Consider the following 23,067-nt stretch of genomic DNA (forward strand, 5'->3'; position numbering starts at 1 on the left):
AGCTTTGTGGCGCATTCATTACACTCCTTACATACATTCGCATTAAACAGCCAATGCCAAAATTTTGTTGAAATTACTCAGCTTGAGCAACTTAAAACGCAAAATTTTAGTGCACCGTTTTGTTTGCTGGGCGAGGGCAGTAATACCGTATTTTTAAATGACTACATGGGTACGGTTATAAAAATAGCTTTAAAAGGTATTAAAATTACCGAGCGCGAGAACGACACACTAATAAGTATTGCCGCAGGCGAAAACTGGCATCAACTAGTTAGCTATTTATTAGAGAAAAATATACCAGGGCTTGAAAATCTAGCACTTATACCGGGCACTGTTGGCGCATCGCCGGTACAAAATATTGGTGCTTATGGTGTTGAGATAGCTAAATTTGTTGAGTTGGTAGAGTACTTTGATATAACCACTAACACTATGCATTCATTAAATAACGAGCAATGTGAATTTGCTTACAGAGACTCAATATTTAAACATGCCCTTAAAAATAAAGCGGTGATCACGCAAGTACACTTAGCGCTCCCAAAAAAATGGCAACCAGTATTAAATTATGGCCCTTTGCAGCAGCTCTCAAGCATCACCCCGCAAGCTGTATTCGATCAGGTTATAAAAACGCGTAATAGCAAATTACCTAACCCATATACACTTGCCAATGCGGGCAGCTTTTTTAAAAACCCAATAATAACCAACCAGCAGTTAGCTGAGCTATTAAAGCAATTTGCCGATTTACCTCATTACGAATATGGGCAAAGTCATCACAAGGTCGCGGCAGGCTGGCTAATCGATCAAAGTGGTTTAAAAGGGCACCGCGAGGCAGGTATAGAAGTGCATCAACAACAAGCATTAGTACTTGTTAATCACGGAAATAGTGAAGGCAGCGACCTAATAAAAATGATTAAACACATTCAGCAAGTTGTTTATACGCGTTACAACATTATGTTAGAGCATGAAGTACGTTTAATGAATGCACGCAGCGAATGCCATATTAACGCGGAGCCTAAGTAATGAAAGCACCTGATGGAAACAAACTCGCTATTTTAAATGCACTTAACCAAGGAGGCTTTGTATCTGGCCAAGCCTTGGGTGAAACGCTAGGCATTAGCCGGGCTGCGGTAAGTAAACATATTAAAACGTTACAAGAAATGGGCTTGGATATTTTTAAAGTGACTGGCAAAGGCTATTGTTTGAATAGTCAGGTGGGCCTTTTAAATAAAGCGCAAATTGATCAGCACTACAAAGCGCTAGGTGCAAATACTGCCGATGTAGAAGTACACCCTATTATTGATTCGACCAACAGCGAGCTCATGCGCCGTATACAGGCCAAAACAACGCTTGAGTCTGGCACTGTTATTGTTGCTGAAATGCAGCAAGCAGGACGTGGTAGACGCGGCCGTGTTTGGCAATCCCCATTTGGCGCTAATTTGTATTACAGTTACTTTTGGCGTTTAGATGACGGCTTACAAGCTGCAATGGGCGTATCAATTGCGGTAGGCCTAGCTGTTTATGATGCTATTAAAGCGTTATACCAAGTTGACGTAGAACTTAAGTGGCCTAACGATATTTATATAAATAAGCAAAAACTTGCAGGTGTATTGGTTGAATTAGATGGACAACCGCAAGGACCTTGTCAGTTAGTGATTGGTATCGGTATTAATTTACAAATGCCTGAGAGCTTTAGTCAGCATATAGACCAAGCGTGGACCGACTTAAATCAACATACTCAAAAGCTTGATAAAAACCAACTTGTGGCTTCTCTTACTCACCATTTAGAGCAGCGTTTAGCGCAGTATCGTCAAACAGGCTTGCAAGCTATGTATGAGCAATGGAATTCGCTCAATGCGTTTGCTGGTGAATATGTTGAACTAAACACAGGACACCGAAGTTGGCGTGGAATATGTGAAGGTATTGACCCACAAGGTGGAATACGAATTCGCCAAGACGGGGAAGTAAAAAGTTATTACGGCGGGGAAGTCTCCCTTAGAAAGGCGCAATTATGAGATTATTGATCGACGTAGGAAATACATCATTAAAAGCTGTGTTGTGGCATTATGAGCAAGCACAACCGGCAGATATAAATAACCTGCCTTGGTTACAAATAACCGAAGTGATTTATGCATGTGTAGGGCGCAGTGATTTACTAAACGATATTCTCGCGCAAGCGGCTAGCAATAATATTATTTGTTTTGAAGCCAAGGTAACCAAAACGCTTGGAAATCTTGTATGCGCTTACGAGCATGTAGCTAACTTAGGCATAGACAGGTGGCTTGCGCTTATTGCTGGATTTACGTTATATCCAAACACAGCATGCATTGTTGTTGATGCGGGTACTGCGACAACAATTGATGTGCTTAGTAGTGAAGGGTTGCATTTAGGTGGCTGGATTTTACCTGGGCTTGATTTAATGACCTCATCACTTACACAAAATACTCAACGTGTTTTTGATGATGGTAAAACTCCATTTACCAATGAACTGGGTAAAAACACGCCTAATGGTTTAAAAAATGGTGCTTTAGTGGCAACCATTGGAGCAATTGAGCAAGCTAAGTTGCACTTAACGGATAAAAAAACAGAGCAAAAAGTACAAATAATTTTTGCTGGTGGCTATGGCTTGCTTTTACAACAGCAATTTGAAGGAAGTATTTTTGATTCATTACTCGTAATGAAGGGGTTAAATTACTGGCACCAGCTAAGCAAAACAACATAAAAAAGTGCAAAAAACATGTTTTCGCGTGAATATTGAGCATTTAAACTAAAAATTTACACTTTTTTTAATTTTATAGTTGCATCCCAATAAACCTTACTCTAATATCTCGCCCCGTACTAAAGCAGTGCCGACTTAGCTCAGCTGGTAGAGCAACTGACTTGTAATCAGTAGGTCAACCGTTCGACTCGGTTAGTCGGCACCACTTTCCTTTTACCGGAAGTGAATTAGTAGAGAATTATCGTGGAGGGGTTCCCGAGCGGCCAAAGGGATCAGACTGTAAATCTGACGGCTCAGCCTTCGCTGGTTCGAATCCAGCTCCCTCCACCACTTTATTCTTGACGGTTAGAGGTAGTTTAAGAACAGATTTTTATGCGGGCATCGTATAATGGCTATTACCTCAGCCTTCCAAGCTGATGATGCGGGTTCGATTCCCGCTGCCCGCTCCAGTTCTTGTGTTGCTGATATAGCTCAGTTGGTAGAGCGCACCCTTGGTAAGGGTGAGGTCGGCAGTTCGACTCTGCCTATCAGCACCAGTCCTAAGAATCTCCTTGATTACTTCCTTTATCTGTCAGAAAATACTATTTGAAAAAGATTAACTTAATCTACCTTTGGTGGATTATTTTCATATGTAATTTAGATACACAAAACTGATAGGTTCCGTCATGGCAAAAGAAAAGTTTGAACGCGTAAAACCGCACGTAAACGTTGGTACAATCGGCCACGTTGACCACGGTAAAACTACACTAACTGCAGCAATCACTAACGTACTTGCAAAAGTATACGGCGGTGTTGCTAAAGATTTCGCATCAATCGACAACGCTCCAGAAGAGCGCGAACGTGGTATCACTATTTCAACGTCTCACGTTGAATACGATACTCCTACACGTCACTACGCACACGTAGATTGTCCTGGTCACGCCGATTATGTTAAAAACATGATCACTGGTGCTGCTCAAATGGATGGCGCGATCTTAGTAGTTGCTGCGACAGATGGCCCTATGCCACAAACACGTGAGCACATCCTTCTTTCTCGTCAAGTTGGCGTTCCTTACATCGTTGTGTTCATGAACAAATGTGACATGGTTGATGACGAAGAGCTACTTGAACTAGTAGAAATGGAAGTTCGTGAACTTCTTTCTGAATACGATTTCCCAGGTGATGACTTACCTCTAATCGCTGGTTCTGCGCTTAAAGCGTTAGAAGGCGAGAAAGAGTGGGAAGATAAGATTGTTGAGCTTGCAAATGCACTTGATTCTTACATCCCAGAGCCAGAGCGTGACATCGATAAGCCATTCATCATGCCTATCGAAGACGTTTTCTCAATCCAAGGCCGTGGTACTGTTGTAACTGGTCGTGTTGAAGCTGGTATCATCAACGTAAATGACGAAGTTGAAATCGTTGGTATCAGAGAGACTACTAAGTCTACTTGTACTGGTGTTGAAATGTTCCGTAAGCTTCTTGACGAAGGTCGTGCTGGTGAGAACATTGGTGCACTTCTACGTGGTACTAAGCGTGAAGACGTTGAACGTGGTCAAGTACTAGCTAAGCCTGGTTCAATCAACCCACATACTACATTCACTTCAGAAGTATACGTACTTTCTAAAGATGAAGGTGGTCGTCATACTCCATTCTTCAAAGGTTACCGTCCACAGTTCTACTTCCGTACAACTGACGTAACTGGTGACGTACAGTTACCAGAAGGCGTAGAAATGGTAATGCCTGGTGATAACATCAAGATGACAGTAACTCTAATCGCACCAATCGCGATGGATGAAGGTCTTCGTTTTGCTATCCGTGAAGGTGGTCGTACTGTAGGTGCTGGTGTTGTAGCAACTATCGTAGAGTAATAATTAACTTTTAAGTTAATTGTTAGAAAAAGGTCACTCAGGTGGCCTTTTTTAATGCCTGAAGAAAAGTGATTTGCTCCTAGGTATAGAATTATTGCCGTAGCTTGGGTTGAGTTTTACGAAACCCGAGGGGGAAATAGCACCGAAGATAACTATGCTAGTAAATATAAAAAAGCACGGCTAGGCCGCGCTTATATTGAGTTAGCTCTTGGTCTTTTAGCCAATTACTAATATATGATAAAAGCTTTAGTGCTTCTTCGCATACTCTTGCGCTTGTTTTAAAACTCTTAATAAATTGCCACTTAAAATCTTTTTAATATCTTTGTCGCTATAATCTCTATCCATTAAACCTTGGACAAGATTTGGGTAGCTAGATACGTCTTTTAAGCCGATAGGTAATGAATCGCCAACTCCATCATAATCAGAGCCAATACCTACATAATCAATACCAATTAGCTCAACTACGTGATCAATATGGTCAAGTACTTGCTCAAGACTTGCAAATGGATACGGATTTTTAGCACGGTACGCAGCATCAAAATCTTTACTTAACTTAGTGCCTTCTTTTTTAGCTGACTCTTTTGTACTTTTTAATTGCTTGCCCCAACTACCTGCTTTAGCGGTAACAAAGCTTGAGCCAAAATTGATTTGAATAACACCGCCATTTTCTTTAAGTGCTAATAACATATCGTCATTCATATTACGCTCAAAGCCAGGCGTGTATTTACGAAGTGATGAATGAGAGGCAATTACTGGTGTTTTAGAAAGCTCCATAACCTGATAAAACGCATCATCAGAAATATGCGATACGTCAATTAGCATGCCTATATTATTCATTTCAGTGACAAGCTTTTTACCAAATGGGCTTAAGCCTTTCCATTTACGGCGTATATCGTAAGACGAATCCGAAATATGGTTGCTTTGAGAGTGCGCTAGCGTGATGTAACGAATGCCGCGGTCGTAAAAGTGCTGAAGGTTTTTCATATCCCCTTCGATTGGAGAGCCATTTTCCATACCCATGGCTATAGACAGCTTACCTTGTTTAAATTGCTCTTCAATATCAGAGCTTGAGCTCGCAATAGCAAACTTATCGGGTGCGCGCTGGACTATGGCTTCCATACTATCAATCATTTGATTGGCTAGCTGGTAGCTTTTTCCTTTACCTTCAAACTCTAAATGCGCAGGAATATAAATCGACATAAATGGGGCGTTTAAACCGCCTTTTACAGCGCGAGGATAGTCAAAATCGCCATCACTAGTTGCTTTGGTTACATCAACCCAGCTTTCGTGAATTCGATAAGGTACGTCAATATGGGTATCAATTAAAATGGTATCTTTAGCGAGTTTATTTGCCTTATCAGATGCTGTTATTGTTTGTTCTGCTTGGGCTTGGCTAGTTAAAGCTAGTGATATGGCTACCACTAGAGTGCTGAGTTTTATCATGTTTTGGCTCTTTGGGTAAAAAGCCATTGTGTACGTTCAATTCAAAAGTTACAAGTACTACGCCCTAATCAAACGACTGTGCTTGATGCTCTTCACTTTGCAGCGCTTTAAACTCACCTTTTGAAATTATAGTTACAGACTCGTGTAATTCTGAGAAAAACACCATCGCTTCGCCATTTTTAAGCTGCAGCTTTACTTGGCTTACTTTAGATTCGATGCTTGCTTCTACTTCACCATAATCGGTACCTTCGCGTAATACGTAGCTTTCGATTAAGTTATAAAGAGTGTCTTGATCGAGTTGTTCAAAAGGGATAATCATTACTACTTGTTACTCGCTTTATTTGATACGTGCTGGCTAAAATAATGAGGGACGGCTTTTTCTAACCAAAATATAGGTTTAAACGGATTTTTACCGCTAATAAAACCAACATGCCCGCCTTTGTCAGAGATGCGCAGCGTAACATGCTCACTTACGTCTTGCCTACTCGGTACGGCTTTAATTGAGAGCATAGGGTCGTCTTTGGAATGAATAATAAGTGTGGGCACAGCGATATCTTTCAAGTACGGCATAGCACTGGCTTTACGGTAGTAATCGTGTGCGTTTTCAAAACCATGTAGAGGGGCTGTTAACTGATTATCAAACTCTAATAAATCGTCAATTTTCATTAACTGTTTTGGCGTTAATGAAATTTGCTGCTTAATTTGTGGCAGCTTTCGCTGCATTGATTTTTTCATCCGATCGAGCAGATATTTTTGGTAAATTTTACCTAAGCTTTTACGAATAACATCGCTCGATGACGACAAATCATAAGGAGCAGATACCACCGCTGCTGCACTTAATGGGCATTTTTCGCGTTCTTCACCTAAGTATTTGGCAAGTACGTTACCGCCCAATGAAAAACCAACAGCTACCATAGTGCGCTTAGGAAATTGTAGCTTTAAGTGATTTATAAAAAAAGCTAAATCGGCGGTGTCACCGCTGTGATAAGCACGTGGTAGGCGATTTACTTCGGTTGAGCAATTTCTAAAGTGCATAAGCACAACTGCATAACCTTGTTTTTTTAACGCCTTCATCATGCCTTTGGCATAAAAGCTATTTATATTGCCTTCGAGTCCGTGCAAAACAACAGCAAGTGGTGCGGTTTCGTTATGTGGAAGTGACCATGCAAGCTCAATAAAGTCACCATCAGGTGTATCAAGTTGCTCAAGTTCGTAGGACGTATTGTGAAATGGGCGGAAAAAACGCGGCATTATGGTCTGAACGTGACGATTGGTCATCCACCATGCTGGTTTGAACTGAGAGATCATGTTTGTACTACGCACTTTGTATTAAACGAAAAGCTAGTGTATCAAATTTTTCGCTTCAGAAAATAAAAAGCGCCTAACTAGTAAACTAATAAGGCGCTTTAGTGCGTCGTGCTTAATTTTGTTCGGGAATTTCTGCGTCATGTATTTTTTTCAAAAAGAAAAAAGCAAAAAAGATACACAAAGAAACAACTATGGTTAAAAACCCAAAAGACATAAATAAAACTGGATCTGTAAAAAAGTCTCTAAAGAATACGTTCATGAGTTGCTCCCCTCGTTGTTGATGGGTTAATCATAGGCTGTGTTTGCAGGTCGCAACGTGATCGAGATCAAGTTATTTTTCTAAGCAGCTGTAGGAGTGAAGCTAAGTTGATTTAGATCATGTTTTAAGGGTTGGTAAGTTATTACCACTGAGAGCTAAGAGAGTTTTTCACTTTACCTAAAAGCGTAGCGCTTTAAACTTTTTTGAGTAAACCACTTAAAGATTTTTTGCACAAAGAGAAAAGAATGAGAAGTAAATGAGGGTAGAGCAACAAACTGCTCAATATTTATATCTAAGTAATTTAGTTTGTTTTCCTCTAAAAGCGAAGCGCCTCTTAACCTCTTTGTGAGTAAATTACTTAAAGGTCTTTGCGCAAAAAGAAGAAAAAGAGAAGAAAATTAGGGCAGGGTAATAAAATGCTGAGCTAAACAACCGCTCAATATTTATATTTTACCTAAGTAATCTAGTTTGTTTTCCTCTAAAAGCGAAGCGCCTCTTAACCTCTTTGTGAATAAATTACTTAAAGGTTTTTTGCACAAGAAAAGAGTATAAAAAGTGGAGGAGGCTACAAAAACTAACGGCCTAAGTGGCTTTCACATATAGCTCAATGTTGTTTGGCTCTGAAAGCTTAACTAATTCAAGCTGATTTACTGTTTCAATCAACATATGTTGCTGTTGTTTTTCAAGCTTCAGCTCAGCGCTTAGCAACTCTGCACGTATTGTGGCGTAATCACTTATTGCATTCTGGTTAGCTTTTAAATAGCTACGAGCGGCGCGTAGGGGTCGTAATGTATGAGTATCAAAGTCACTAGTTACGTTTATTAACTCGTTTAGCTGTTGGGTATTAACACTTAAATTTAATGAGTCTAAATAAAGCAGTAATAAGCATAAATTAACGTTTTTTCCTTGCTGGTTTTGTAGTGCCAGCAAGGTTGTTTGTTGCTCAGGCTTTGCGTACAAAGTGCACGCAAATTGCCAAAAATGCTGGCTATTGAGCAAGTTCATCGGCGAATGCCTGCTCTTTTTCTTCCATTTCTTCAAGTGCCATAAGTAACTCTTCTTCAACGTCGTTAAGTTTAGGTGTAAGCGTTGCTTGCTTAGCTAATAACTCTTTAAGCTTGGCTTTGTTGTCGTCGTTGTAGAGTTCGTTATCACCTAAGGTCACTTCCACTTCACTTAATTCCGCGGTGAATTTATCGAGTTGCTTTTCAAGCTTTTCAATTTGCTTTTTAAGTGGCTGAGTGGCCTTTCTAAACTCAGCCTCTAAGCGTTTTTGCTCTTTGCGGTTAACACCCGGGTTTGCTTTAGGCTCGTCGCTTTGCTGCGCTTTAACCGCTTCTTTATTCGCGTTAAGTAACCATTGATAATACGCGTCTAAGTCGTAACCAAACTGGGTTACTTTACCGTCATCTACTAAGTAAAACTCATCGGCAGTATTTTTAAGCATATGGCGATCATGCGATACGGTAACCATAGCGCCTTCAAAGCCTTGTAGTGCCATAACAAGTGCATGGCGCATTTCTAAATCAAGGTGGTTTGTAGGCTCATCGAGAAGCAGCAGGTTTGGCTTTTGATATACCAACATGGCAAGTACTAAACGTGCTTTTTCGCCGCCCGAAAACGGGGCTACAGGCTCAAGTGCTTTATCGCCAATAAAGGCAAAACCACCTAAAAAGTCACGTAGTGATTGCTCAGTGGCTTTTGGGTCGAGGCGTTGTAAGTGCATTATTGCACTGGCTTTTAAATCAAGAGATTCAAGCTGATGCTGCGCAAAGTAACCAATATTTAATCCGTGATGCTGAATAACTTCACCAGCTTGCGGCTCTAAATCACCAGAAAGCAGTTTAATTAACGTTGATTTACCTGCGCCATTTCGACCAAGTAAAGCAATTCGGCTGCCTGGTACAAGGTTTAGCTCTATATTATTTAAAATAGTGACGTCACCATAACCCGCTTTGGCTTTATCTATCGTCATTAGTGGGTTTGGCAATGCTTTTGGCTCTGCAAACTCAAAGTTAAACGGCGAGTCGGCATGTGCCGGCGCCAGTTTTTCCATGCGTTCAAGCGCTTTCACACGGCTTTGTGCTTGTTTAGCTTTACTGGCTTTTGCTTTAAAGCGCGTTATAAACTGCTCAAGGTGAGCAATTTGATCTTGTTGCTTATCAAACATTGCTTGTTGTTGTAGTAAGCGCTCAGCTTTTTGGCGCTCAAACTGCGAGTAGTTACCTTTGTACACGTTGATAAGTTGCTTATCTACGTGCCAAATTTGATCAACCACCGCATCTAAAAACTCACGGTCATGCGATATAAGTACAAGGGTGCCGGTATAAGCACGCAAAAAGCGTTCAAGCCAATAAACGGCATCTAAATCAAGGTGGTTTGTTGGCTCATCGAGTAATAGTAAATCGGCGTCGCGTATTAATGCTTGGGCAAGGTTTAAACGCATACGCCAACCACCAGAGAACGAGCTTACTGGATTTTCTATAAGGTTATTGGCAAAGCCTAAGCCGTGTAATAGCTCACCTGCGGTTGATTCAATGCTATAGCCTTTAATGTTTTCAAGCTGAATATGTACTTTGGCTTGTGTGTCGCCATCGTTGTTTTTCTCGGCCTCACGCAGTGCTATACGCATTGCGTAGTATTCTGGGTGGCCTTGAAGTACATAATCAATCGCGCTTATTTCAAGTGCAGGTGTCTCTTGCTTAACAGAGGCGATAGACCAATCTTTTGGAATGCTGCAGTTACCGGCATCTAGTTGTAGTTCTGATTTTAGTAAACCAAATAACGTTGATTTTCCACAGCCATTAGCGCCAACAAGGCCTACTTTGTGTTCTGGGAATAACGTAGCTGATGCGTTTTTTAATAAGGCTTTACCGCCACGAAGTAGTTCTATTTCTGAGATTTGGATCATGAATGCGTTACTTTGCTATGCCCTTGTTAAGTTGGCGCTATCATAACATAGAACTTAATGCTCTTATCAAGCGTATCAACAAGTGAAGTTATACGATAAAATGACAGCAGTTCAAACCACAGGAAAAATGTTGTGAGACAAAAGAAGCGATTTATTGCTGGTGCATCGTGCCCTGACTGCAAAGCCATGGATACTATGATGCTATACAGAGAACATGATGTTGAAAAAGTAGAGTGTGTTGAGTGTGGTCATAAAATGGCGCAACCCGATAACGCTGTTCAGGCGTCTACTCGCCAATTTGAACAAGTAATTGGTGTGTTTAAACCGGGCGACTAACCCGGTTTTTTATTGCTTAATTTTTACCGGTTTTAGTAATGCGGTGGAGGTGGCTCAGGTACTTCAGACATCATAGACGATGATGACTGCGACTCTTTAATTTTTTCTGCTAGCAGCTCGGTTTGGCGTTTCATTTTTGCTAACAGCTGTTGGTGCACTTTTATTTCATCATTTAAGACTTCAATCGTTTCGTCTTGAAAAGCCACTTTGGCTTCAAGTTCCATTAAGCGATGTTCAATTGTGTTCATTATTCTCTCGTATAATAAATCGCTCTGCGATCCCGCTGGAGCTTTCGGTTAACAACGACTTACCGTTATCTGTAAATGTCACATCTAGCACCACCGCCGATTTAGGCTTACTGCCTTCGCGCGGGGTAACCTGCCAAGTTTGAATTTTTTCACCGCTTGGTATTTGCCACAAATCTACGCGCTTATTTGGCGAGCCGGTTGCAAGCAAAGTGCCTTGTTCGTTAAAACGCACAGCAGTAAAGATTTTCTGACGCGCAATATACTTCAGTTTACTCACAAGATCACCTGTAGTCAGCTTCCATACATTTGCTTGTGCCATACTATCGGCCGTAAACGCATAGCGACCTTGTGGATCGAGCGTTACTTGGGTAACACGCGTTGGGTGATTAAAACGATGAATTACTTGGCCTGTACGTGTATCCCAAAAGTAAGCAACATAATCGTTAGAGCCACTTAAGGCAAAGCGTCCGTTAGGTGAAAGGTCAACGGTGTTAACTTTATCTTGATGACCTAAAAACTCAATACGACGCCCGGTTTCTAGGTTTACAAATACGACAACGCCGTCGCTACGGCCGTATAAAACACTACGGCCTTGATTGCTAATGGCGATATCGCGAATACTGGCTTTTTGTATTTTGTAATAACCTTTATTTTTGCCTGTGGTTATATCCCACACAGCAAATGTGGTTTTTTCGGCGGTAACAGCCACGCTGTTATCAAAAGCAATGGCAACAGCGTACACTAGGCTGTCTTGTGACTGCTGCTGAAACCATTGGTATTTTAGCACCTGCTGTTGATTATCCCACAGGGCGACCCCATGGTTGATAGAGGAGATCAAACTGTATTTACCATCGTTTGAAACTGTTGATGAAAACGCACCTTGTGCAGCATGTTCGTAACTTGCTACAGCGTGTTGTTTTTTATCGGTACAGGCGATGGCTAAAAAACAGCTAAATACGATTAAAAAAGTACGAAATATCGACATATTACAGGTATTTCCCCTTAACTCTTAGTGACTGAGAGGTTAGACTAGGACGCGTTAAATGCCTAGGTTGTTTGTCTAATCACTGGATATGTTTTTAGTTTAGCTAACAATATGGAATTTAGTCATTAAACAAGCAGCCTATCATGTGGGCCGTTAATCTTTCACTAGTAATAATACATTAAAATGACAACTGCAAAGTATGTCGGAGATTTAAAATGAAAAAGACGATTAGATTGTCATTGATTGCAGCGTCAGTTTTAGCGCTTACAGCTTGTAATCAAGAAGCAAAAAAAGAACAAGCTGAAGTTAAATTAGACACTGTAGAACAGCAACAAGCATACGGTATTGGTGCATCTGTAGGTAACTTTTTAAATAAAGACCTAGCAGACAAAACAGAAATTGGTATTGAACTAGACCAAGCACTTTTAATTCGTGGTTTTGAAGATGCGCTTGCTGGCAATGCAAAAATTGACGAAGAAAAAATTCGCGAAGTATTAACTGCACTAGATACATCAGTACGTACTAAGCAAGAAGAAAAAGCTAAAGTAGAGTCTGAAAAAAGTAAAGAAGCAGGCGCTAAATACCTAGCTGACAACGCTAAAAAAGAAGGCGTTACAGTAACTGAGTCTGGTCTACAGTACGAAGTACTTAGCGAAGGCGATGGCGAAAAGCCAGTGGCAACTGATGTAGTTAAAGTACACTACAAAGGGACTTTATTAGACGGTACTGAGTTTGATAGCTCATATGCACGTAACGAACCGACAACTTTCCCTCTTAACCGCGTAATTGCGGGTTGGACTGAAGGTTTACAACTTATGTCAGTGGGTTCTAAGTACAAGTTCACTATTCCTTCAGAACTTGCTTACGGTGACCGTGACTTAGGTAAGATTCCAGCTAATTCAACACTTGTATTTGAAGTTGAATTACTTGAAATTCAAAATGAAGAAGCACCAGCACAATAATAAGCTTATTGTGTAAATGCAAAAAGGGACCTTAGGTTAATGCCGATCAGTTAAGAAAATGACCGGTTGACCGATCCAAACGATCATGCAAAATCCGTAGTTAGGAAACTAACTACGGATTTTTTTGTGAATATAGAACAAGCACTGCAAGCAACACTTGAAGAAAGCAGCCGATACCATACCTTTGAAAAATTATCAGAAATTCTTGACCCTGAAATCATTGAACAAGGTTTTCAACAAGCAGGGATTGCAACCGTTCGTAAGCGAAGATTACCGCTTGAAGCCGTTTTGTGGTCAGTTATTGGCATGGCATTGTTTCGAAAAGAATCAGTTTGGAATATCGCTAATAAGCTAGATATCATGTTACCTGGCAAGAACCAACTCGTTGCTCCAAGTGCGATGGTACAGGCTAGACAAAGGTTAGGTGATGATTCCGTTAAACACGTTTTCAATAAATCTGCTCAATCAATGTATAAGCAACAGTCATTCGAAACATGGAATGGTTTGAACCTATTAGCTGTTGACGGTGTTGTGTGGCGAACAGCCGACACGCCTGATAATCGTAAAGCCTTCTCTTCAGGTAGCAACCAATACGGTGATACAGCCTTTCCTCAAATACGCATGGTCTGTCATATGGAATTGACCAGCCATCAACTTCTCAGTAGCGAGTTTGATAACTATAAAACCAACGAGATGAAATTAGCTGAGCGTTTAATTGAACGTACACCAGATAATTCACTGACTATGTTTGATAAAGGATATTATTCTTTAGGCCTGTTAAACCGTTGGCATCAAACTGGGGAGATGAGGCACTGGCTGATACCAGCAAGGCCCGACTTACAGTATGAAATCATCTCCAGCGCGGGTAAAAATGACCATATCATTGAATTGAAAACCACAAAGCATGCACAAAAAAACTTTCCCGATGTTCCTGAAACGATTAAAGCGAGATTAATCAGCAAAACAATAAAGGGCAAAAGCTACCGTATATTAACCTCGATGACGGATAGATTGCGTTATCCAGGTAATGAAATTGTTGAATTATATTGTCATCGTTGGGAGATAGAACTTGGGTTTAGAGAAATCAAACAAACCATGCTTGATAGCGCATACCATTTAAGAAGTAAGCGTCCAGACATGGTGCGTCAGGAGCTATGGGCCGTGTTACTCGCCTATAATTTAATACGAAGAATAATGACGATGGCGGCGACAGTCACAGGGATATGGCCTAACCAGCTTAGTTTCTCTAGCAGTTCGATGGCTGTCATTCAGTATTTCTCGTCAGTATCTATAATGAGCCCAGGGAACATTCCAATACACTGGCAGCACTTACTCGATACACTGGTCTTATTTAAGCTTCCAGCTAGACGAGAGGATAGAAGATATCCCCGATGGGTTAAGCCAAAACCATCTAAGTATCCCCATAAAAAGAAAAATGCCAGTCAGCTTAACTGACTGGCATTAGACCTTAGGTCCCTTTTTTAATATGCGTAAGTAACGTATTAATTCGTGTGATTAGAAAACAAGTTATCAATAAGCTCATCTTCAAGTGCAAAACGTGCTTCTAATGCCTCACCAATAACAGATAAGTCATTATCAAAGTCTTTCAATAAGTCTTCTTTGTCTACTTCTGCGTACTTATCATTAAAATCTAACGCCACATCGGTTGTGCTAGAAATACGCGGGTAAATAGAGTTTGCAAGCTCTTGGCTTTGTAAGCCCTTTTTTTCGCATGCTTTTGCTATATCGTCATATACTTCAAAATGGCCTGCAGATAGGTAATCCATTAAAAGCTGGCAAAATGATTCAATTAGTTTTGGCTCTGGCAATGCTTGATCTTGCTTTTCGTACGGCGTAAAGCCTGCAATTTTGCAGTAAAGTACAATAAGTTCTTGGCGTTCGTTTAGCCATTTATCAATTACTGTGTGGCTACCACCCCATTTTTGTTGAGCTTTTTCTACACGCGTCAGCATAACTGTTCTCCTAGCTGGGTTGGTTTTTAATTTAAATATAATAAGTTTATGTACATCAAGATATATTTAATTTGCGCGTATATCAACAAGTAAAGTTGAGCTACTTTGAGGGTTGTACCTTTTTATATAAACCGAGGTGAGGGATTTTATTTTAGGCAAGAAAAAACCACCAGTTACGGTGGTCTAATTTCTTTCAGTGACTTGTTATAACAAGCTTTCTTATTTTTATGAGATGATTTTTATTGTTATTATTTTAAAACATTTATTTTTATTGTTTTAAGATTTTTATTATTGTTTTTGTTAACGCGGGACAAACAATAACAAGGATTTTGTAATGTTGCAAACATATTAATAAAAAGTTTTAAATGTTATTCCTTTTTGTTTGTTTTATAGTCAAAAGGGATTAAAAAACTCTATTCTATTGATCTACCTCTAGGTAAAGCTGTTTTCGTCCCTAAGCAATAGAGGGTCGGAGAATATGGTGGTACAATCTTGCACAATTTATACAAGTCTTAGGATCATTTACGCCATGAGCGAATTAAAAAACGACCGTTATTTACGTGCACTTGCAAAACAACCTGTTGATGTAACTCCGGTATGGATGATGCGCCAAGCAGGACGCTATTTACCAGAGTATCGCGCTACACGTGCACAAGCGGGCGATTTTATGAGCCTGTGCCGTAATGCTGAGCTTGCATGTGAAGTAACACTGCAGCCACTACGTCGCTACCCGTTAGATGCCGCTATATTATTTAGTGATATTTTAACGATTCCAGATGCGATGGGTTTAGGTCTTTACTTTGAAACTGGCGAAGGCCCTAAGTTTGAACGTCCTATTTCATCTCTTGCTGATGTTAAAAAAATTCCAAAGTTAGACCCTACAGACGAGCTTGGCTACGTAATGAACGCAGTAAGCACTATTCGTCGTGAGCTTAAAGGTGAAGTACCGCTTATTGGTTTTTCTGGTTCACCTTGGACGCTAGCAACTTATATGGTTGAAGGCGGTAGCAGCAAAGTATTTGGTAAAATCAAAAAAATGGCGTTTGCAGAGCCGCAAACACTTCATTTATTACTCGATAAGTTAGCTGACTCAGTTATTGATTATTTAAATGCTCAAATTAAAGCTGGCGCGCAATCGCTAATGGTATTTGACTCATGGGGTGGTGTATTAAGCCCGCGCGATTACAACGAATTTTCACTACAATACATGCATAAAATTGTAGATGGCTTAATTCGTGAGTACGACGGTCGTAAAGTACCGGTTACTTTGTTCACTAAAAATGGTGGTCAATGGATTGAAGCTATTGCAGCAACAGGCTGTGATGCAATTGGTCTTGATTGGACTATTAATATCAGCGACGCTAAGCGCCGCGTGGGTGATAAAGTAGCTCTACAAGGGAATATGGACCCATCTATGTTACACGGTACACCAGAGCGTATTCGCCAAGAAGTAGGCACTATTTTAGAAGACTTTGGTACAGGCAATGGCCACGTGTTTAACTTAGGCCACGGTATTACACCAGATGTAGACCCTGAAAATGCTGGTGTATTCATTAATGCAGTACATGAGCTAAGTGCTAAGTACCATAAGTAATAGTCACTTAAACAAGCTTTAAAACTGTTTAAAAGTAAAAAACCCGCTAAGTTGCGGGTTTTTTGTTACCTATTTATAAAGGCTTTTAAAACTACTTATTTAAGCGGTTATTTAAATAAGCGATTTAAGCCATTTAATGCCGCAACACGGTAGGCTTCAGCCATGGTTGGGTAGTTAAATGTGGTATTTACAAAGTAGTCGATATTATTGCCACCATTTTTTTGTTCCATAATAGCTTGGCCAATGTGAACAATTTCAGAGGCACGTTCGCCAAAACAATGTACGCCAAGTACTTCTTTGGTTTCGGTGTGGAATAATATTTTTAAACTACCTACTTCAGTACCAGCAATTTGCGCGCGAGCCAAATGCTTAAATTGAGCACGGCCAACTTCATACGGTACTTTAGCAGCTGTAAGCTCTTGCTCGGTTTTACCTACTGAGCTCATTTCTGGGATGGTATAAATACCGGCCGGAATATCAACAATCAGCCTGTCATCGCAGTTACCACATGCAATTGCATCAGCAGCTATACGACCTTGGTCAAACGCAGCACTTGCAAGGCTTGGATAGCCTATTACATCACCTACAGCGTAAACGTTATCAATTTCTGTTTGGTATGTTTCGTTAACTTTTAATTGGCCACGGCTATCGGCTTTTAAGCCAATGGCTTCAAGATTTAGTGTATCAGTGTTACCAGTACGACCATTAGCAAATAAAATACAGTCAGCTTTTACGCGTTTACCTGATTTTAGATGCATTATAACGCAGTCGTCACGCGTCTCAATTCGGTCAAACTCTTCGTTGTGACGTATAACAATACCGCTGTTCCAAAAGTGGTAGCTAAGTGCGTCAGATATTTCTGCATCCATAAAAGCAAGTAGTCGGTCACGTGTATTAACTAAATCAACTTTAGCGCCTAAACCTTTAAATATTGACGCGTACTCACAACCAATTACACCTGCACCATAAATCAGTACACGATGAGGGTCATGCTCAAGGCCAAGTATTGTGTCACTTTCGTAAATACGAGAATGCGTAAAATCTACCTCTGGTGGGCGATAAGGGCGTGAACCCGTTGCTATAACAATCGTTTTAGCAGTCAGTCGCTCAGTTGAACCATCATTTCGTTTTACTTCAATTGTGTGCTTATCTACAAAGCTCGCATCACCTTGAAACATATGAATGCGGTTACGATCGTAAAAGCTACTACGTAAATTAGATTGCTTAGAAATAACAGAACTTGCGTGACGTAAAATATCAGGAAATGTTAAGCGGCTAGGGCGCTCACCAACATTAAATAACGGATTTGCTTTGTATTCAATATAGCGGCTAACAGAGTGGCGAAGCGCTTTTGAAGGAATTGTTCCCCAATGTACACAACCGCCACCAACTGATTCTTGGCGTTCAATAACCGCTACTTTTTTATCGTTTTTTGAAAGGTTCATGGCGGTACCTTCACCGCCAGGACCCGTGCCAATAATTATTGCATCATATTGGTATGTCACGGGTACTTTTTTTTGTTCTGGTTGTTTGGCCACAGCCACTCCTAAATCAATTAAAAGAGGCTTTTAATAACCTCGCATTAAGTGCTAGCCATGCCTGTTTTTGATTTTCCCAGGCGGCTTCCAACTCATGGTATTGTGCCATTAATGCTGAGCGTTCACACTGCTTTGCCATGTTATTTTTTTTAACTTCTAACACTTGTTTTTGTAGTGAACAATAATTTTGCAGTTTTTTCAGCAGTAAATCGTACTCTTGTTGTAATAATGTAATCTTATCTTGTGCTAAAGGCAATTTTGCAAGACGCGTTTGCGTTTTGCTCATGAGCGTTTCGGCCTTCGCTTTTTCGATACGTTCAACAGGGGTACGCTTTAACTTATTGGCTAAACCAACAGCTGCTAAAGAGCGAATCATCCATTTTGTTGGATCGTAATGAAACCATTTAATACCGTTACGGTAGTCGCTTGCAAAAATATGGTGGAAGTTGTGATACCCCTCACCGTATGTAAATAACGCTAAAAAGCCGTTATCGCGTGCCGTATTTTTTTCGGTGTATGGGCGAGAGCCCCAAATATGTGCAACCGAATTTATAAAAAAGGTAAAGTGTTGGCTTAGTACTAAGCGTAGTAAACCTGCAAGAATTAACATACCCCACACATCACCAACTAATAAACCAAGTGCAAGAGGCAAACCTACGTTCATAGCAATAGCTAGTTTTAAGTAGTGCTTATGTTGCCACATAACTATTTTATTGCGCTGTAAATCACGACAATTACTATAATCACCGTAGCTATCGCCTTGGTAGTCACGTAACATCCATCCGATATGGCTATACCAAAAACCATTGGTCGCCGCGTAAGGGTCTTTTATTGGGTCGTCAACTTGACCGTGATGTATACGGTGATCGCTACTCCAATGCAATGCACTGTTTTGCAGCGCAAAAGCACCGCCAAGCGCAAAAATAAATTCAACTGCAGGGTGTGCGTTATAGGTTTTATGTGCCCATAATCGATGGTAGCCGGCAGTAATTGATAAGCCTGCATAAAACATGCAGGCTACAAAAGCAATCCAATGCGCGCTGGTAAATCCGTAGCTAATGGCGTACCAAGGTACAAGTGTGGCAGCCGCCAAAAAGGTTAGGCTAAAAAATAGGACGTTTGTCCAAATAATCGGTGGTTTATTCATAATTCTCAATCTCAGCGTACAACTGTAAGCTAAAATAGTATTTCAAACTCTTGTCGTCAAGTATTAGACTGGACAATTGAGCTAATATCACTAAATATTCATATAAAATAATTCAGGGAGCTGTTGATGTCGGGTGTTAGAGCACAACAGAAACAAAAAACACGACAGGCGTTAATTCAAGCGGCATTTAATCAGCTGAGTGCTGATCATAGTTTTTCGAATTTAAGTTTACGCGAAGTAGCACGAGAAGCTGGTATTGCCCCAACTTCTTTTTATCGTCATTTTAAAGACATGGATGAGCTAGGTTTAACCATGGTAGACGAAGCCGGTTTAACTCTTCGTCAACTAATGCGTCAAGCTCGCAGACGAATAGCGAACGATGGCGGCAGTGTTATAAATACCTCAGTGGTTACTTTTATGGAGTTTATTGATAACTCAAGTAACCAATTTAGATTATTACTACGAGAGCGCTCCGGGACTTCTAAAGCATTTAGAGCCGCAGTAGCGCGCGAGGTAAAACATTTTATTTTAGAGCTGGCTCATTATTTAGAAAGTGAAACTAAGTGCAACGCTATGCATGCCTATATTCAGGCTGAATCTATGGTAACGCTCGTATTTAATGCGGGTGCAGAGGCGCTCGATATAGAAGGATTGCAACGCGACGAATTGATTGAGCGCGTTATTTGGCAGCTGCGTTATATTACTCGTGGAGCCGGGCATTACGTAAGAGAAACGAGTAAAGAAGCATAGCTTAAAAAAATTGTAAAAAGTTAATATAAGCACGGTATATTGCAGTGCTTATTAATTTAAGCGTCACTAGTCATGTATTTGTTATTTTAATTCTTAATAGGTGCCTTGGTTGAATTAAAAAACCCAATTGAATCGTTTTTAAATCTGTTTTGTGGAATTTTTATGCTTGCTTCCGTCGCTTTGTAATGTTAAAAATAGGCTTCACTGAACACACACACAAGAAAACAAGATGCATATTATTCGTTTAATTACACTAAAACTTAACCTCTTACTGCTATGGCAAGTAAGCGGGGATTAGTGTGTTTGCATCGAGTTGAACACTAAAAACCCCGCAATTGCGGGGTTTTTTTTATCTCGCGGCTGGGATTAATTGAAATTTGGGTAACATAGGAATGAGGGGCAGTTATGCAAGAGCAAGATAAAGTATGGATTTTTGATACCACCTTACGTGATGGCGAACAGGCGCTTAAAGCGAGCCTTACTGAAGATGATAAAATTCAATTAGCACATACAATTAGCCGCTTGAATGTGGATGTGATGGAAGTGGGTTTTCCAGTTTCGAGCCCTGCTGATTTTCGCTCGGTGCAACGTATTGCAACCGAAGTAAAAGGCCCGATTATTTGTGGTTTAGCACGCTCTGTTGCCAAAGACATTGAAGCCTGTGGCGAAGCACTTCGCACAGCACAACAAAGCCGTATTCATACTTTTATTGCTACAAGCCCTTTGCACCTTGAACATAAATTACGTATGAGCTTAGACGATGCAACGGCAATGGCTGTTAAATCAATTAAATTGGCACGTAACTATACTGATGATGTTGAGTTTTCGTGTGAAGATGCCGGTCGTACGCCGCATTGGGATTTATGTAAAATTGTTGAACAGGCAATTAACGCCGGAGCTTCAACTATTAACTTGCCAGATACCGTTGGTTTTGTAACGCCAGACGAATACGCCGCGATGATCCGCCATTTAATGAATAACGTGCCAAATATTGATAAAGCGCGCTTAAGTGTGCATTGCCACAACGATTTAGGTTTAGCTGTAGCAAACTCAGTGGCTGCAGTGCAAGCCGGTGCTCGCCAAATTGAATGTACTATTAATGGCATTGGTGAGCGTGCTGGTAACTGCTCGCTTGAAGAAGTGGCGATGATCATGAAAATGCGCCACGACCATTTAAAAGTATACACAGATATTAAAAGTGAAGAAATTTACCGCGCATCTCGCCAAGTGGCTAAAATTTGTAATATGCCAGTACAACCAAATAAAGCGATTGTTGGCGAAAACGCATTTGCGCATAGTTCTGGCATTCACCAAGACGGTGTATTAAAAGCGCAAAATACTTATGAGATTATGTCGCCAGAAAGCGTTGGTGTGCCAAGTAACCAATTAAATATGACTTCGCGTTCGGGTCGTCATGTTATTGAGCACCGTTTAGAAGAGTTAGGCTATCAAAAATCTGATTACGATATGGATGGCTTATATAAAAGCTTTATCGAATTGGCTGACCAAAAAGGCACCGTATACGATTACGACCTTGAGGCGATGATTTACTTTAATCAAATTAACGATAAAGACGAAAAATACCAATTAGAATTTGTTAACTCAGCTTCTAACTCACAATCGGTAGCAAGCTCTACGATTGGAATGCGCATTGATGGCGAAGCTAAACAAGAAGCCGCGACAGGTAATGGTCCAGTAGAAGCCTCGTTTGCAGCTATTGAGCGCTTAACCGGTATGAGCGTTGAAATGATTGAATATAACTTAGAAGCGACAGGCCAAGGTGCAAGCTCATTAGGCCAAGTAAATATTATAGCTAAATACGATGGCCGACCTTACCACGGTGCGGGCATTGCAGCGGATGTGGTTGAAGCGTCGGTACGCGCCATGATCCGTGTTTATAACTTAATTTATCGTGCACAAAAAGTGTCTGATTTAAAACAACAAAGGAAAGCAGGATGAGTAAAACAAACTACAGCGTTGCCGTATTAGCTGGCGACGGTATTGGTCCAGAAGTGATGGCAGCAGCAGAACAAGTACTTGATGCTGTGAGCAATAAGTTTGGTTTTACCCTGAACCGTGAGCATTATGCAATTGGTGGCGCAGCCATTGATGAATTTGGTAAAGCATTACCAGAGAGCACACTTGCAGCGTGTGAAAACGCTGACGCTATTTTATTTGGTTCAGTAGGCGGTCCTAAATGGGAAAACTTACCACCAAACGAGCAGCCTGAGCGCGCATCGTTATTGCCGCTTCGTAAGCACTTTGGTTTGTTTTGTAACCTGCGCCCTGCACAGTTATTACCTGCATTAAGTGCAGCGTCACCACTTCGCGCTGATATTAGCGAAAAAGGGTTTGATATTTTATGTGTGCGCGAGCTAACCGGCGGCATTTATTTTGGCGAAAAAGGCCGTAGCGGCGAAGGCGCTGAAGAAGCTGCTTTTGATACGCAAACATATTCACGAAAAGAAATCGAACGTATTGCACGCTTTGCTTTTGAAGCTGCAAAATTACGTAGTAACCATGTTACCTCTGTTGATAAAGCAAACGTACTTGCATCAAGCGTATTATGGCGCGAAGTAGTCACCGAAGTAAGCAAAGACTACCCAGAAGTCAGCCTAGATTACATTTACGTAGATAACGCCGCTATGCAGTTAGTTAAGCAGCCTAGCCAATTTGATGTATTGCTTTGCGATAACTTATTTGGCGATATTTTGTCAGATGAGTGCGCCATGATCACAGGCTCAATGGGCTTATTACCTTCGGCAAGTTTGAATCAATCGGGTTTTGGGTTGTACGAGCCAGCAGGCGGTTCAGCACCAGATATTGCAGGTAAAGGCGTTGCAAACCCAATAGCACAAATTTTAAGTGCCGCATTAATGCTACGTTACTCGCTAGGGCAAGACGAAGCTGCTCGCACAATTGAAAAAGCAGTAGCAGAAGCCGTAGAAGCAGGCGTTGGCACACCAGATATATATCCAAATGCCGGTTACAGTACAAGCGATGTGGCAGCAGCTATCGTTTCACGCATTTAATAACATATTAAAGTTGCAGCA

Annotated in this window: 21 protein-coding genes and 4 tRNA genes; 15 read left to right on the forward strand and 10 right to left on the reverse strand. The window is 40.8% G+C overall.

Annotated features, from left to right (window positions below):
* The first annotated feature begins 6 nt into the window (after positions 1-6).
* From murB to tuf, 8 genes are all read left to right on the forward strand, one after another.
* Positions 7-1,014 carry a UDP-N-acetylmuramate dehydrogenase gene (gene murB / locus FFU37_RS16070; RefSeq protein WP_138489920.1) on the forward strand — a complete coding sequence of 336 codons (1,008 nt, stop codon included), beginning with the start codon at positions 7-9 and terminating at the stop codon, positions 1,012-1,014.
* Positions 1,014-2,006 carry a bifunctional biotin--[acetyl-CoA-carboxylase] ligase/biotin operon repressor BirA gene (gene birA / locus FFU37_RS16075; RefSeq protein WP_138489921.1) on the forward strand — a complete coding sequence of 331 codons (993 nt, stop codon included), beginning with the start codon at positions 1,014-1,016 and terminating at the stop codon, positions 2,004-2,006. Before murB ends, birA begins: the two co-directional genes overlap by 1 nt.
* Positions 2,003-2,713, forward strand: a complete 711-nt coding sequence (locus FFU37_RS16080; RefSeq protein WP_138489922.1) for a type III pantothenate kinase — start codon at positions 2,003-2,005, stop codon at positions 2,711-2,713. Before birA ends, FFU37_RS16080 begins: the two co-directional genes overlap by 4 nt.
* A gap of 126 nt (positions 2,714-2,839) precedes the next feature.
* Positions 2,840-2,915: transfer RNA gene (locus tag FFU37_RS16085), tRNA-Thr, on the forward strand.
* A gap of 40 nt (positions 2,916-2,955) precedes the next feature.
* Positions 2,956-3,040 (forward strand) — tRNA-Tyr (locus FFU37_RS16090).
* A 44-nt stretch (positions 3,041-3,084) separates the two neighbouring features.
* A tRNA-Gly gene (locus tag FFU37_RS16095) sits at positions 3,085-3,159 on the forward strand.
* Positions 3,160-3,170: 11 nt separating this feature from the next.
* Positions 3,171-3,246: transfer RNA gene (locus FFU37_RS16100), tRNA-Thr, on the forward strand.
* A 129-nt stretch (positions 3,247-3,375) separates the two neighbouring features.
* Complete coding sequence (gene tuf / locus FFU37_RS16105; protein ID WP_039488657.1) at positions 3,376-4,560, forward strand: elongation factor Tu; 1,185 nt, start codon at positions 3,376-3,378, stop codon at positions 4,558-4,560.
* 246 nt (positions 4,561-4,806) lie between these two features.
* Here the strand turns inward: tuf and FFU37_RS16110 are convergent, their stop codons facing one another.
* The 5 genes from FFU37_RS16110 to FFU37_RS16130 form a co-directional block, all read right to left on the reverse strand.
* Positions 4,807-6,003 carry a dipeptidase gene (locus tag FFU37_RS16110; protein WP_138489923.1) on the reverse strand — a complete coding sequence of 399 codons (1,197 nt, stop codon included), beginning with the start codon at positions 6,001-6,003 and terminating at the stop codon, positions 4,807-4,809.
* Between the two features lie 64 nt (positions 6,004-6,067).
* A complete protein-coding gene (locus FFU37_RS16115) occupies positions 6,068-6,322 on the reverse strand; it encodes a YheU family protein (protein ID WP_004335925.1) in 255 nt (84 codons plus the stop codon).
* Positions 6,323-6,324: 2 nt separating this feature from the next.
* Entirely contained in the window at positions 6,325-7,311 is a 987-nt protein-coding gene (locus FFU37_RS16120; protein ID WP_024606596.1) for a hydrolase, read from the reverse strand.
* 841 nt (positions 7,312-8,152) lie between these two features.
* Complete coding sequence (locus FFU37_RS16125) at positions 8,153-8,575, reverse strand: TIGR02444 family protein (RefSeq protein WP_138489924.1); 423 nt, start codon at positions 8,573-8,575, stop codon at positions 8,153-8,155.
* The gene (locus tag FFU37_RS16130; protein WP_138489925.1) at positions 8,559-10,481 is read right to left on the reverse strand and encodes an ATP-binding cassette domain-containing protein; all 1,923 of its coding nucleotides are present in this window, start codon (positions 10,479-10,481) and stop codon (positions 8,559-8,561) included. The genes FFU37_RS16125 and FFU37_RS16130 overlap by 17 nt, the downstream gene beginning before the upstream one ends.
* 132 nt (positions 10,482-10,613) lie before the next feature.
* On the opposite strand from FFU37_RS16130, the gene FFU37_RS16135 reads away from it, so the two are divergent.
* Complete coding sequence (locus tag FFU37_RS16135) at positions 10,614-10,817, forward strand: YheV family putative zinc ribbon protein (RefSeq protein WP_007378899.1); 204 nt, start codon at positions 10,614-10,616, stop codon at positions 10,815-10,817.
* A 32-nt stretch (positions 10,818-10,849) separates the two neighbouring features.
* Here FFU37_RS16135 and FFU37_RS16140 read toward each other — a convergent pair whose 3' ends face one another.
* Together FFU37_RS16140 and FFU37_RS16145 are read right to left on the reverse strand one after the other, a co-directional pair.
* Complete coding sequence (locus FFU37_RS16140; protein WP_004335946.1) at positions 10,850-11,065, reverse strand: SlyX family protein; 216 nt, start codon at positions 11,063-11,065, stop codon at positions 10,850-10,852.
* Positions 11,052-12,050, reverse strand: a complete 999-nt coding sequence (locus tag FFU37_RS16145; RefSeq protein ID WP_138489926.1) for a WD40 repeat domain-containing protein — start codon at positions 12,048-12,050, stop codon at positions 11,052-11,054. The genes FFU37_RS16140 and FFU37_RS16145 overlap by 14 nt, the downstream gene beginning before the upstream one ends.
* Positions 12,051-12,265: 215 nt before the next feature.
* Between FFU37_RS16145 and fkpA the strand changes: the two genes are divergently transcribed.
* Together fkpA and FFU37_RS16155 are read left to right on the forward strand one after the other, a co-directional pair.
* The gene (fkpA, locus tag FFU37_RS16150; RefSeq protein WP_004335950.1) at positions 12,266-13,012 is read left to right on the forward strand and encodes an FKBP-type peptidyl-prolyl cis-trans isomerase; all 747 of its coding nucleotides are present in this window, start codon (positions 12,266-12,268) and stop codon (positions 13,010-13,012) included.
* 126 nt (positions 13,013-13,138) lie between these two features.
* Complete coding sequence (locus tag FFU37_RS16155; RefSeq protein ID WP_138489927.1) at positions 13,139-14,467, forward strand: IS4 family transposase; 1,329 nt, start codon at positions 13,139-13,141, stop codon at positions 14,465-14,467.
* A gap of 47 nt (positions 14,468-14,514) precedes the next feature.
* Here the strand turns inward: FFU37_RS16155 and rsd are convergent, their stop codons facing one another.
* Positions 14,515-14,985, reverse strand: coding sequence for a sigma D regulator (rsd, locus tag FFU37_RS16160; protein WP_138489928.1), 471 nt, complete (start codon positions 14,983-14,985; stop codon positions 14,515-14,517).
* A 529-nt stretch (positions 14,986-15,514) separates the two neighbouring features.
* Here rsd and hemE point away from each other — a divergent pair.
* Positions 15,515-16,579 (forward strand): uroporphyrinogen decarboxylase, encoded by a 1,065-nt coding sequence (gene hemE / locus FFU37_RS16165; protein WP_002961084.1) that lies wholly within the window; start codon positions 15,515-15,517, stop codon positions 16,577-16,579.
* A gap of 107 nt (positions 16,580-16,686) precedes the next feature.
* On the opposite strand, the gene sthA is transcribed toward hemE, so the two are convergent.
* A complete protein-coding gene (sthA, locus tag FFU37_RS16170; RefSeq protein WP_007378904.1) occupies positions 16,687-18,117 on the reverse strand; it encodes a Si-specific NAD(P)(+) transhydrogenase in 1,431 nt (476 codons plus the stop codon).
* A 13-nt stretch (positions 18,118-18,130) separates the two neighbouring features.
* Positions 18,131-19,264 carry an acyl-CoA desaturase gene (locus tag FFU37_RS16175; RefSeq protein WP_138489929.1) on the reverse strand — a complete coding sequence of 378 codons (1,134 nt, stop codon included), beginning with the start codon at positions 19,262-19,264 and terminating at the stop codon, positions 18,131-18,133.
* A gap of 126 nt (positions 19,265-19,390) precedes the next feature.
* Here FFU37_RS16175 and fabR point away from each other — a divergent pair, with 126 nt between their 5' ends.
* From fabR to leuB, 3 genes are all read left to right on the forward strand, one after another.
* The gene (fabR, locus tag FFU37_RS16180) at positions 19,391-20,014 is read left to right on the forward strand and encodes an HTH-type transcriptional repressor FabR (protein WP_002961087.1); all 624 of its coding nucleotides are present in this window, start codon (positions 19,391-19,393) and stop codon (positions 20,012-20,014) included.
* A gap of 405 nt (positions 20,015-20,419) precedes the next feature.
* A complete protein-coding gene (leuA, locus tag FFU37_RS16185) occupies positions 20,420-21,973 on the forward strand; it encodes a 2-isopropylmalate synthase (RefSeq protein WP_008171909.1) in 1,554 nt (517 codons plus the stop codon).
* Positions 21,970-23,046: a 3-isopropylmalate dehydrogenase gene (leuB, locus tag FFU37_RS16190; RefSeq protein ID WP_002961092.1), complete on the forward strand. Its 1,077-nt coding sequence runs from the start codon at positions 21,970-21,972 to the stop codon at positions 23,044-23,046. The genes leuA and leuB overlap by 4 nt, the downstream gene beginning before the upstream one ends.
* Positions 23,047-23,067: the final 21 nt, after the last annotated feature.

This window comes from Pseudoalteromonas distincta (assembly GCF_005877035.1).
In the GTDB taxonomy this organism is placed as follows: Bacteria; Pseudomonadota; Gammaproteobacteria; order Enterobacterales; family Alteromonadaceae; genus Pseudoalteromonas; species Pseudoalteromonas distincta.